We start from the raw sequence: 12,367 nt of genomic DNA on the forward strand, positions 1-12,367 counted from the left end.
TATTGCCCGCTTCGCGTGTTGAATATCCCATTTTGCGCAGAACCAGACAATTTACCGCTTCGCACGCCCTGTCCGGAAGGATTTGTTGTGCAACAAAAAAAATAATAGAACCCAAAAGGCTATGTAGTCGAAATGGCGATGCTCTCTATTTGCGTATTCACTTTTATAATCAGGATGGATTTTATGAAATTAAAAAAAAACGGTAAAACTGATAAGTGCATTTTATTCCGGCGCTTAGACAGCAGCAGGCGGCCGCCGCGCAGGCAGCACCCGCCGTTGTTGTGCAGTCCGAAGAGCCGGTGAGCAAAGCCGAACCGCCAAAGCTGACGCTTTCAGGGTTTGGTGATATTAAATTTTATGGTGACGTGGAGTTTAATATAGATGCCGCCAGTAAAACAGGCAGTCTGACCTCCATTAAGCAAAGCACTAATAGCGACCGGGCGCCGGGATATAAAGAACGCTGGGATATTAACGGGCATAATTTATGAGGTTTTGATGGTTATCGGAAAATGGATAACGGCAATTTTGCCGGATTTTCCGTTCAGCCTCTCGGCGGGAAAATGTATCTCGATGATGCGGTATTCTTCTTCGGTTCTGTGAACGACGGGGAAATTAAAGTCGGAAGATCTCTACAGCGACGGCTACGGGTTTACTATGACCTGGGACGGGCTTAAAACCGATCCGGAGAACGGCGTGGTCATGAACCTCAACACCGCTTACCTGGACGCGACGGGCGAGTATGATATTCATACCATCCATACGACGTACCTGATCCCGAACGTCATGAAGATGAAAAACTTCAACATCTATCTGGGCGCGTATGCGTCCTGGGTCAACGCTTCCCCGAAAGCGGGCGATAAGAAAAACGACGATCGCTACGGTGGCCGCGTGCGCTTTAAATACTCTTTCTGATGCCAGCCTGCCGGTCAGACCTCTTCCGGGGCCTGGCCGGCTTCCCGCAGCGTGCCCGGCGCATGGCCAATGATGCGCTTAAAGGCCCGGCTAAACGCCGCCAGCGATCCGTAACCCAGCCGCAGGGCGACCGTTTCAATCGGCTGATTTTCGTGACGAATGTACTGAATCGCCAGCCGCATTCTCAGTTCGCTGAGATACTTTGCCGGGGTCGTCCCCGTCGCGGCCAGAAACCGTTCGGCAAACACGGAGCGTGAGGTGCCCGCTTCTTTCGCCAGGTCCGCCACGCTCCAGTTCAGGCCAGGCTGCTGGTGCATGGCGTAAATGGCCCGGCTCAGGCGCGGGTCGCGTAAAACCTGCACCCAGCCGGTGGCTTTACCGCAGCCGCCCTCAACCCAGCCGCGCACAATTAACGCCGCCACCACGTCAGCCAGCCGGGCAAGGATCCCGGCGAACCCGGCCTGACGGGTCATGGATTCTCGCTCCATCGCCGCCAGTAGCGGATGAATTTCCGGCCAGGTGGACATCAGCCGGCTGACCATCATCACTTCCGGCATTGCTTTGATCAGCGGCTGCATCCCGCCGAGTTCAAAATCCATACACCCGCTAAAGATGATGGTGTTCTCGCTCTCCGGACAGGGCTCGCAAGTAATGGCGCACACCGAGCCGCAGATAGGTTCGCTCGGAAAAGCGTTCACCGGAGTAATGGCTGCCTGCGCGTCAGAGAGCAGGGCGTGGGCATTCCCGCCAGGAATAAACAGCGCGTCGCCGCCGCTCAGTTCGAAGGTCGCACCGCTCTCCATACGCAGCAGGGCGCTACCGTGGCTCACAAAATGGAACTGCGCCTTACCGGGCGCCTGGTGGAACGCCACGCCAAACGGCGCGCTGGCTTCAATCCGTCGGTATTTCACACCCGACAGGCGCATGCCGCGTAAGAGTTCGCTGATCAAATCGGGGGACTGAACGGTCATGGCGCAACTCCGGACGAATAATCAATAAGTGGAGATTATATGTCATAGATCGTCCACGGTGAACCCTCTATGCTTTTGCGACAGTTGTCACATTTTTATAACGGGAGAACAACAGATGAATTCATGTGTCGTGGCGAGAGAGGCCGTGGCGCCAGCCAGACCCGCCTGGCGGGCCGTCTATTCACTGGGGCTGGGCGTGTTTGGGTTGATAACGGCTGAGTTCCTGCCAGCCAGTTTGCTGACGCCGATGGCCGCGAGCCTGGGCGTCAGCGAGGGCATGGCCGGGCAGGCCGTCACCGCCACCGCGCTGGTGGCGCTGGTCACCGGGCTTCTGATTACGCCGGCGACCAAAAGTATCGACCGTCGCTGGGTACTGATGTTTTTCTCCGTGCTGCAAATCATCTCCAGCCTGCTGGTGGCCTTTGCGCCTACGCTGCACGTCCTGCTGATGGGGCGCCTGCTGTTAGGGGTCGCCATCGGTGGCTTCTGGGCGATGTCGACGGCCACCACGATGCGCCTGGTTCCAACGGATAAAGTACCGAAGGCGCTGGCGGTGATCTTCTCCAGCGTGTCGATTGCCACCGTGGTTGCTGCCCCGCTGGGGAGTTATCTGGGTAGCCTGATCGGCTGGCGCAACGTCTTTGTGCTCTGCATTCTGCCGAGCGTACTGGCGTTGCTGTGGCAGATCTGGGTGCTGCCGTCCATGAAACCCGAGAGCAGCGGTAGCCTCAGCACGCTGTTCCGCGTGCTGCGTCGACCGGGCATGATCGGCGGCATGCTGGCCACTATTCTGATCTTCAGCGGCCATTTCGCCTTCTTTACCTACCTGCGCCCGTTCCTGGAAACGGTGGGGCAGGCGAACGTTGAGACCATTTCACTGATCCTGCTGGGCTTTGGGCTGGCGAACTTTGTCGGTACTTCCGTTGCCGGACATCTGCTGGCACGTAATCTACACCTGACGCTGGCGCTGGTGCCGTTCGCCATGGGCATACTGGCGCTGACGATGGTGGCGTTTGGCCATCTGGCAATGCTGGACGGGTTCCTGGTGGCGCTGTGGGGCTTTGCGTTTGGTCTGGTTCCGGTGGGCTGGTCAACCTGGCTTGCCACCACCGTTCCGGATGAAGCCGAAAGTGCAGGGGGGCTGCTGGTGGCCTCAATCCAGCTGGCGATAAGCGCCGGTGCGGCCGGGGGCGGGGCGGTATTTGACCTTAACGGTGCCAGCGGCGTATTCGCCGGAAGCGGGTTCCTGCTGGTGACGGCGATGGTGATTGTGTTGATGGGCGTGAAAGTGAAAGCGGAATGATTTTTTGCCGGGTGAGCGTTCGCGCCACCCGGCTCCAGGCTTACAGCCCTTTCTTATCCATGAGCACCGCCAGATCCACCAGGCGGTTAGAGAAGCCCCACTCGTTGTCATACCACGCCAGGATCTTCACCATGTTCCCGCCAATTACCAGCGTGGAAAGCCCGTCGATAATAGAGGAGCGCGGGTCGCCCTGGTAGTCGCTGGAGACCAGCGGTTCATCGCTATAGCCCAGGATCCCTTTCAGACGCCCGCTGGCGGCCGCGTTGCGGAACGCCTCATTCACCTCTTCGGCGGTTACGCTACGGCTGAGTGTTACCGTTAAATCTACAATCGACACCACCGGCACCGGCACGCGCAGGGAGTACCCGGTCAGCTTGCCGTCCAGGGAGGGGATCACTTTGCCCAGCGCTTTCGCCGCGCCGCTGGAGTAAGGCACAATCGACAGCGCCGCCGCGCGCGCGCCGCGCAGATCTTTTTCCGGCTGGTCGTGCAGCGCCTGGCTGTTGGTGTAGGCGTGCGTCGTGTTCATCAGACCATGCTCGATCCCGAACTGCTGATGCAGCACCTGAGCCGCCGGCGCCAGACCGTTCGTGGTACAGCTCCCGTTACTGACGACCACGTGCTGAGCCGGGTCGTAGCGATCGTGGTTCACTCCCATCACAACCGTCAGATCGTCATTCTTGCCGGGCGCGGAGATGATGACGCGCTTTGCGCCACCCTGCGTGACGTGCACCGCCGCTTTTTCCCGATCGGTAAAGAAGCCGGTGGCCTCAATTACCACGTCAACACCAACATCGCGCCACGGAATATTTGCCGGGTCGCGTTCGCTAAATACCACAATCCGCTGACCGTCCACCTGCAGTGCGCCGTCAGCCGCTTCAACGGGCGCGGGCAGTTTGCCCAGAAGGGAATCATGTTTCAGCAGGTGGGCGAGGGTTTTGCTGTCCGTCAGATCGTTAATGGCCACAATCTGAAGATCCGGGTTACCCAGCGCCGCGCGCAGGAAATTACGTCCGATACGGCCGAAACCGTTAATACCGACCTTAACCATGGTGCACTCCTTATCTCTGTTGTCTGGAGTCACTGTAGGCGCGGGGCCGGTTGGCGTAAACGACAAAAAAGGATCAGATTACGCCATCTTGCGGCAGTGGAAGCGCTGGCGGTACTCGCCTGGCGTGAGGTGGAGCTGTTTCTCAAACACGCGGCGCAGGTTAATGCTGGTGCCAAACCCGCTTTGCTCGGCAACCCGCTCAAGGGGATCATGGGTCTGCTCAAGCAACTGTCGGGCGGCGGCCAGGCGCGCTTCCATCACGTAACGGGCAGGCGAGACGCCCGCGTCGCGGGTAAAAACCCGGGTGAAATTGCGCGGGCTCATCGCCACCTTTTCGGCCAAATTTTCCACGCAAAGGTCGGCGGTGAGGTTCTGCAGGATCCAGGTTTGCAGTTCGCTGATAGGCCCCGATGCGCCAGGCTGCTGCAGGCTATAGCGGCTGAACTGCAGCTGTCCGCCGGGGCGACGCAGATACATCACCATATCCTGCGCCACGTCGCGGGCGAGGGTAAATCCATAGTCGTCTTCCACCAGCGCCAGGGTCAGATCGAACCCGGAACTCACGCCGCCGGAGGTCCAGATGGGGCCATCCTGAATATACAGCGGGCCGCCTTCGACGTGGATAGCCGGGTACTGGGCTTGCATCGTCTCCAGCAGCCGCCAGTGGGTGGTTGCGCGGCGGCCGTCCAGCAAGCCGGTCTGGGCAAGCAGCATCGCGCCCCCGCAAATGGAGGCGACCCGCCGGGCGTGCGGCGCAGCGAGATGCAGCCAGTCCACCACCGCCGTGCTCTCCTGCTCGTTGATCCCGCGTCCGGTGATGATAATGGTGTCCAGCGGTTCGCGCGGATCCAGCTCCGGCAGGCGATAGTCCGCCAGCAGGTTCAGGCCAGACTGGCCGTGGATCACCTGGTGGGGCTGCGTGGTGGCAATGATGATACGGTAGCGGGGCTGGGTAAGCCCTTCCGGATGCAGCCGGTTGGCCTGCATCAGAATGTCGGCGATACCGGCGGCCTCAAACAGCATGCCGCCGTCAGGTACGATAATTAATATTTTCTTCATGTCCTGAAAAGTACCTTTACCACAGAATAAGTCAAGCCGGGCGTGACCCTGCGTTTCCGGCAAAGCAAAGCGATTTAAGTTCTTTGTCATTTCAGGCGTTATCCCCGATCGTCAGAGCATTGTCTCTGGCGAAACGGCGTCTGAAGGAATGAGTAAACGAAGCACCCTCTATTTACATCCGCAGCAGCGCAATCACATCCACCGACTTGCATCTGGGATTCTGTGGCGAAGTGAACTCCCTACGTGGCTGCTGATCGTCATTATCTATACCGGCTGGTTTTCCACCCTAACATTCTGGCAAACGCTCGGCCTGCTTCCCGCCACGCTGCTGCTTATCTGGTTTACCGCCTGGTACATGTCCCTGCAGCACGAGCTGATCCACGGGCATCCCACCCGTTTTGCCTGGCTTAACCAGCTGTTCGGCACGCTCCCTCTGGCGGTCTGGTATCCGTATGGCCTGTACCGGGATTCCCATCTGGCCCATCACCGTCACGATAGCCTGACCGATCCGGTGGATGACCCGGAGTCGTATTATTTCACCGAGGCGAGCTGGGCGCGCTTTTCCCCGTGGCAGAAGCGCGCGATCCGGGCCCGGAATACTTTCGTCGGGCGGCTGGTGCTGGCGCCGCTGCTGGATATCCTTCAGGCGCTGGGCAGCGCCGCGGCGGCGTTTCGTGATTTTCACCTGCGGGCGATGGCGATGTGGCTGGTTCATGCTCTGCTGCTGGCGGCACTTTTCGCGTGGATGGTGCATCACGGCTTTTCACCCGTCTGGTTTGTGCTGGCGGTGAGCTATCCGGCGCTGGCGCTGACCAAGGTCCGCTCGTTCTACGAACATCGGGCGGCGGACGATCCGCTCGCGCGCTCGGTCATTAACGAGGCCGGGCTAGTCTGGCGGGTGCTGTTTTTGAATCTCAACTACCATTCTATTCACCACGATTTACCGGGCGTTCCCTGGTACGGGTTGCCGACGATCTACCGGCAAAACCGGGAGGCGTACCGGCAGCGTAACCACGGCTTTGTGGTCCAGGGCTACGGTGAATGGCTACGCCAGTTCTGGACCCGGCCAGTGGAGGTCACCGTCCATCCCGGAAAACAACAGGAGGAGAGGTATGAGTAACCTGCTGGCGTTTCCCATGTACGCCGTGGATCGCGGCGATACCCGCGCGCTCTGGCTGGCGGTGCAGCATCTGCTGGCCGCGCGTGGCGTGCCCGTCGGTGGTGCTCCCGGCTGGCCGGAGTCTGACCTGCTGGCCCACTGGCAGCAGCCTGAGCTTATCCTCAGCCAGACATGCGGCTACCCGCTGGTGACGCAGCTCCCGGAGGTACAGGTGGTGGGCTGTTTTCACTACACCGCCGCGGGCTGCGAAGGGAGCCAGTACCGCAGTTTTCTGGTAGTGCGCGCGGAGGAAAGGCATCTCACGCTGGCGGATTTTCGCGGACGTCGGGCGGTTTGTAATTCGGAAGACTCGCAGTCCGGCTATAACGCGCTGCGAAAAAAGGTGGCACCCCTGATTGTCGACGGGCCATTTTTCTCACAAACGTCCTTCAGCGGCAGCCACCGTCAGTCGCTGATTGACGTGCAGCGCGGGAAGAGCGATATCGCCGCCATCGACTGCGTGACCTGGGCGCTGCTGGAGCGTCATGAGCCGGAACGGCTTGCGGGGCTGGCGGCGTTCGATCGAACGCCGCTGACGCCAGGGCTGCCATTAATCACGTCGCGACGCGCGTCCCCCGAAACGCTCAGCGCCATTCGCGATGCGCTGCGCGAGCTGGTGAGTGCGCCGGACTACCGGGAGGTCTGCGCCGCAGTGCTGATCGGCGGTTTCAGCGTGGTGACGCGCCAGGCTTACGCCTCCTTGCCCGCGTGATAAATCGCCTGCGCGTCGGTAAAACAGCGCAGCGCCAGCGAAGAGACGGGTTTCTGCCTGCGCATAATCAGGCCGATGGGAGCCTCAATGTTCGCATCGGCGATGGGGACAATCCTGAAATTGCCGTTCAGGGCTTCCAGCCCGTTATTCAGCGGCATCACGGCGCAGCATACGCCGCTCTGAACCGCCTGAATGATCTGGAACGTGGAGTCGCTCTCAAAAACGGCCGTTGGTTCGATGCCAGCAGCTTTAAAGCTGGCCTCCATATGCGCCCGGTAGTGCATCCCTTTGGTCAGGAACCCCAGCGGAAAATCAGTCAGGTCGTGCCAGGTCAGCGTCTCCGGGGTAAGCTGGAAATGACGGGTGTCGTGCAGCAGGCCCATTTTCGTTTCTGGCAAACGGATAATGTCAAACAGGCTGGTGTCGATGCTGTTCAGGTAGCAAATCCCCAGCTCAAGCTGATTGCGGCTGACGCCGTCGGCAATCTGCGCCGAAGACATAGAATAGAGGCTGTAGGTCAGCTCCGGGTACTTTTGCGTCAGCAGGCGGATAAAGATCATCGGATCCACGCTCGCCAGCGGCACCATCCCCAGACGTAATTCTCCCACCACCTGGCCTTTACACAGCGCGGCTTCCGCCTGCAATCCGTCGTGCGCGGCAAGAAGCGCGCGCGCCCATGCGAGGATGCGCTCTCCCTCCGGCGTAAACCCTTCAAAGCGCTGCCCGCGCACGATCAGCACCAGCCCCAGCTCCTCTTCCAGGCTGCGGATGCGCATGGAGAGGGTCGGCTGGGTGATGTTGCACCGCAATGCCGCTTTACCAAAGTGGCGGGTCTCGTCGAGCGCGAGTAAATATTTTAACTGTTTTATGTCCATCACTCTTCTCTGCGCGTAAAGCCTTACAGCATGCGGATCTCTTTCGAGCGCAGGGTAATGCGAACCGGAACCGATTTATACGACGGCGTACCGCTGTCCTTGTCGAGATAATCGAGCGGCACCAGCACGTTGGCCTCCGGGTAATACGCGCCGACGGAGCCCAGGGCGATGTTGTACGCCACCACTGTAATATCTTCCAGACGCTGCGCGCTGCCGGGGAGGGCGGTTTCGATATCCACGCGATCGCCGTGTTCCAGCCCTGACTGCGCCATATCTTCTTCGTTCATAAACAGCACGTCGCGGCGGCCAAATACGCCACGGTAGCGATCGTCCAGGGCGTAAATGGTGGTGTTGTACTGATCGTGGCTGCGCAGCGTGATCAGGCGCAGCACATGCTCGCCTTCACCGCTGGCGTTTTCCTGTACGCCGTCGAATACCGAGAACATCGCTTTGCCCGTTGCGGTCGGCCAGATACGCTGTCTCGGAGGCAGCGGCATGCGGAAGCCGCCGGGAACACGGATCCGCGCATTGTAGTTCTCAAAGCCCGGAATGGTCTGCTCGATCAAATCGCGGATGCGGTCGTAATCCTCGACCAGCGTCAGCCAGTCCACGCGTGTTTCCGGCAGGGTAGCCTTTGCGAGGCCAGCGACTATGGCAGGCTCCGAACGGAGCAACGGCGAGGCGGGTTTCAGCTTGCCGGAGGAAGCATGCACCATCGACATAGAGTCTTCGACGGTGATGGACTGACGGCCGGTGGCCTGCATATCCAGCTCCGTGCGGCCGAGGCACGGGAAAATAAAGGTCTCTTTACCCACCAGCAGATGGGTACGGTTCAGCTTGGTCCCGACGTGCACGCTCAGATCCAGGTTACCCATCGCCGGGAAACCGTTCTCGTGGTCGGGCATCGCGACGGCAAAGTTACCGCCAAGGCAAATGAGCGCTTTTGCGCGACCGTCGATCATGGCCCGCGTCGCCTGCACCGCATCGTGTCCGTGACGGGAAGGGGGCTCAAAGCCAAACACCTCTTTCAGGCGGTTCAGGAAGGCCGGGGCAGGCTTCTCGCTAATCCCGACGGTCCGGTTCCCCTGAACGTTAGAGTGGCCGCGCAGGGGGCAGATCCCCGCGCCGGGCTTGCCGATATTCCCGCGCAGAAGCAGCAGGTCAGCAATCAGGCGGACGTTCGCCGTGCCTTTATTGTGCTGGGTAATCCCCATACCGTAAGTAATGATGGTGGCGTTTGATTTGGCATAGGCCTCGGCCACCTTTTTGAGCGCCGCCTGGCTGAGCCCCGACTCGCGCTCAATGTCGTCCCAGCGGGTCTGCGCGATATCGGCGGCAAAATCTTCAATACCCCGGGTGTGTTCTGCAATAAACGCGCGGTCGAGAACGTCACCGCGTTCGGCCTCCATCTCCAGAAGGTGTTTAGCAATGCCTTTCAGCGCGGCGGCATCGCCCCCGGCCTTCACCTGGAAGTAGGTCGAGGCGATGTCCGTAGAGCCATAGGTGGCCATTTCAATCACGCTTTGCGGGTCGGCAAAACGTTCGAGGGCGCGCTCGCGCAGCGGGTTGAAAACGATAATCGGCACATTGCGACGCGCCAGCTCGTGCAGGGTACCCATCATTCGCGGATGGTTGGTGCCGGGGTTGTGACCGATGGAGATCACCAGCTCAGTCTTGTCGAAATCGTCCAGCGAGACGGTGCCTTTCCCAATTCCGATGGAGCGCGGCAAGCCGACGCTGGTGGCCTCGTGACACATATTCGAGCAGTCCGGGAAATTATTGGTGCCGTACTCGCGGGCGAACAGCTGGAACAGATACGCCGCTTCGTTGGAGGCGCGCCCGGAAGTATAGAACTCGACCTGGTCCGGTTCGAGCCCGCGCAATATTTCCCCGATGCGTTGAAACGCCTCGTCCCAGTCGACGGGCCGGAAGGTATCGCTGGCCCGGTCATAGCGCAGGGGATGCGTCAGACGACCGTAACCTTCCAGCTCAAAGTCCGATTTAGCCAGCAGCGAGGAGACGCTGTTTTCCGCCAGAAAATCGGGCGTCACGCGCTTACTGGTCGCTTCCCAGGTTACCGCTTTCGCGCCGTTCTCGCAGAACTGGAATGTCGACTTGTGCTCTTTATCGGGCCACGCGCAGCCGGGGCAGTCAAAACCGTCCGGCTGGTTGGTACGCAGCAGCGTCGCGGGAGCGTCCAGGGTATCCATTTGGGTACGTACTGCAATGGCCGTCGCCTTCAACGCGCCCCAGCCGCCGGCAGGACCATCGTAGTGTCTGATACCGGGAACTGAGCGTCTTTTCGTGTTCATACTGACTCCTGACGTGTTTGGTCGCGCAACGGCTGGGTAATAAGCAAAAGCAATGACTGGCGGAGATGGAAATCCACGCGGTCGAGTTACGGCTCTTGCCTGTAATTATCTTTATAACAATGAGTTAAGAATGTTGGCATGCAACTATTTAAAGAAATTATAACGAAATTTTATCATTTTAATAATAAATTGTATCTATCATCCGGTAGGCAGGATAGATAGCGTCGAGAGAGAAAGCATGTAGCGCAGGTAAAATTTCGAATGAAAGAGACGGTCGCTCTAAAGTGGAAACGTGGCGGCTGACAGGCGCTGTAGCAACGTCGGTATTCGAAATAGTGACGAGAAGGTTTACTCAGGCTTAATGATTAATGGAAATGTATAATCACTTACAGGGTTATTATTACAACATGAAATATAAGTTATTTTGAGTCGTGAAATTAAAGGCGCAGTCAATAAGTTAAATAGCGATGGTGTCGTCAGGTGATGCTGCAATATTAAACATACCCAGTTAGTGCAACAAATAATTCATCGTCGATATCTTCTTCTGATATCACCAAAACGACATTTCTACTAATTATGGTAGTGGCGATAATAGCATTATTGCGTTAATGAAATCCGTTCTCTTTTGAATTTTAGGCTTTAATAACAGTGTGTTATATCATTAGAAGGTGTTGAAATAAGTAGATCCAGGCTATGTCGGGTTTTTTTATCAGATTAATCCTATAATGTTTTGGCTGCTTCAATTACCACCACTTACGCTGCGGTAAATATTGAATTGAAGCAAAGCTCATGTAAACTTGTTTACCGTTTGTCAAAATATGTCAGGAAGACGCTGGGCCTTATTCTGAAGGGCTCGTGCGGTAGCTATGCCTTTAAATTAGTAACACCCCGAAATTATCCTGACTATTTTAACAATAGCACCTAAGTCAAATTTCATCCCCTTATCTCCATCATCAAAATATCGCTACGGAAAAGCATATGAAAATGCGCGTACTGTTTTCACTTCTGTTTGTAATGGCGGTGGCGGGCTGTAAAGCGCCACAGAAACCGGCAATCACTGACGACACGATCGTGACCAGCCAGGTCAACGGTGTCACCCTGACCCACCGTCACGCCGTGGTGCCGCCAACGGAATTCGCCCAGCTCAACGAGCCTTATCGTGCCATGTACCCGGCCTCCCTGATGAGCCGTCCTGATTTTGGCGGAAAGGTTATCCGTACGCTGGAAACCGGAAAAACCTATGTAGTGCTGGGGCAGGTTGAACACTACTGGATGGCGCTCGCCGATGAGGGGAACGACCAGCTGATTGGCTACGTCCCGATGCGTGCCGTTATCAAAGCCGACCAGTACGAAGCCACCGTCCGCAAACAGGCCATTCGTCCTAAGGTGCGTAAAAAAGCGACCTGCGTCGATGTGGATGGCAACAGCAAAGCCTGCAAAGACAGCGCTAACGGTACCTGGATCCTGAACTAAACGGCTTTCGTGGGCGTATTTTTATGAATAATAAAAAGTTTCATCGGCTGTGGTTAGTCTTTTACGCGGCGATTTTCGCCCTTGTCAGTGGTTGTACGTCGTCTTCACACAGCGACCCTTCCCGCTACAATCTGCAGTTTCAGGCTCATCCACAAATCAATGATTCTGCGCCACTTAAAGTCCGGGTGCTGTTGTTGAAATCCGATGCGGATTTCATGTCCAGCGACTTCTATTCCCTGCAGAACAACGCGTCAGCAACGCTTGGCGCGAATCTGCTGAACAGCGACGTTTTCTTCCTGATGCCGGGACAGCTGTCCAAAACCCTCAGCGGTCAGAGCGATCCTGAGGCGCGTTATATCGGCGTGATGGCGGAATATCAGAAGCTGGACGGTAAAAAATGGCGCGTTTCACTCCCGCTGCCTGTGCCAGGCGAAAATCATATCTACCAGTTCTGGAAATGGTCCGCGGATGAACTCCAGGCCAACGTTTTTCTCGACGTAAACGGCATTCGGGTCATCAGCCAGTAACGCGCTTCACAAC

General features: G+C 57.7%; 10 protein-coding genes and 1 pseudogene. 6 read left to right on the top strand and 5 right to left on the bottom strand.

What is annotated here, in order from left to right:
• The first annotated feature begins 215 nt into the window (after positions 1–215).
• Positions 216–912, top strand: a pseudogene (locus IM295_RS19475) (carbohydrate porin).
• Between the two features lie 14 nt (positions 913–926).
• Here the strand turns inward: IM295_RS19475 and IM295_RS19480 are convergent.
• Positions 927–1,883 (bottom strand): AraC family transcriptional regulator, encoded by a 957-nt coding sequence (locus tag IM295_RS19480; RefSeq protein WP_028013503.1) that lies wholly within the window; start codon positions 1,881–1,883, stop codon positions 927–929.
• Between the two features lie 115 nt (positions 1,884–1,998).
• Between IM295_RS19480 and IM295_RS19485 the strand changes: the two genes are divergently transcribed.
• Complete coding sequence (locus IM295_RS19485; RefSeq protein ID WP_193067202.1) at positions 1,999–3,186, top strand: MFS transporter; 1,188 nt, start codon at positions 1,999–2,001, stop codon at positions 3,184–3,186.
• A 40-nt stretch (positions 3,187–3,226) separates the two neighbouring features.
• Here IM295_RS19485 and gap read toward each other — a convergent pair whose 3' ends face one another.
• Positions 3,227–4,237 carry a type I glyceraldehyde-3-phosphate dehydrogenase gene (gap, locus tag IM295_RS19490; RefSeq protein ID WP_193067203.1) on the bottom strand — a complete coding sequence of 337 codons (1,011 nt, stop codon included), beginning with the start codon at positions 4,235–4,237 and terminating at the stop codon, positions 3,227–3,229.
• A gap of 78 nt (positions 4,238–4,315) precedes the next feature.
• Positions 4,316–5,296, bottom strand: a complete 981-nt coding sequence (locus tag IM295_RS19495; RefSeq protein ID WP_028013500.1) for a GlxA family transcriptional regulator — start codon at positions 5,294–5,296, stop codon at positions 4,316–4,318.
• 148 nt (positions 5,297–5,444) lie between these two features.
• Here IM295_RS19495 and IM295_RS19500 point away from each other — a divergent pair, with 148 nt between their 5' ends.
• Entirely contained in the window at positions 5,445–6,416 is a 972-nt protein-coding gene (locus tag IM295_RS19500) for a fatty acid desaturase (protein WP_193067204.1), read from the top strand.
• Positions 6,409–7,167, top strand: a complete 759-nt coding sequence (locus tag IM295_RS19505; protein WP_193067205.1) for a phosphate/phosphite/phosphonate ABC transporter substrate-binding protein — start codon at positions 6,409–6,411, stop codon at positions 7,165–7,167. Before IM295_RS19500 ends, IM295_RS19505 begins: the two co-directional genes overlap by 8 nt.
• Here the strand turns inward: IM295_RS19505 and IM295_RS19510 are convergent.
• A complete protein-coding gene (locus IM295_RS19510; protein WP_193067206.1) occupies positions 7,146–8,042 on the bottom strand; it encodes a LysR family transcriptional regulator in 897 nt (298 codons plus the stop codon). The genes IM295_RS19505 and IM295_RS19510 overlap by 22 nt on opposite strands.
• A gap of 23 nt (positions 8,043–8,065) precedes the next feature.
• Positions 8,066–10,354, bottom strand: coding sequence for an FdhF/YdeP family oxidoreductase (locus IM295_RS19515; protein WP_193067207.1), 2,289 nt, complete (start codon positions 10,352–10,354; stop codon positions 8,066–8,068).
• Between the two features lie 978 nt (positions 10,355–11,332).
• On the opposite strand from IM295_RS19515, the gene IM295_RS19520 reads away from it, so the two are divergent.
• Together IM295_RS19520 and tssJ are read left to right on the top strand one after the other, a co-directional pair.
• Positions 11,333–11,827: a hypothetical protein gene (locus IM295_RS19520; RefSeq protein ID WP_048960692.1), complete on the top strand. Its 495-nt coding sequence runs from the start codon at positions 11,333–11,335 to the stop codon at positions 11,825–11,827.
• Positions 11,828–11,850: 23 nt separating this feature from the next.
• On the top strand, positions 11,851–12,354 hold the full coding sequence (gene tssJ, locus IM295_RS19525; protein ID WP_028013495.1) for a type VI secretion system lipoprotein TssJ: 504 nt from the start codon (positions 11,851–11,853) through the stop codon (positions 12,352–12,354).
• The last annotated feature ends 13 nt before the right edge of the window (positions 12,355–12,367 follow it).

It is taken from the genome of Enterobacter cloacae complex sp. P14RS (assembly GCF_014895895.1).
Taxonomy (GTDB): Bacteria; Pseudomonadota; Gammaproteobacteria; order Enterobacterales; family Enterobacteriaceae; genus Enterobacter; species Enterobacter bugandensis.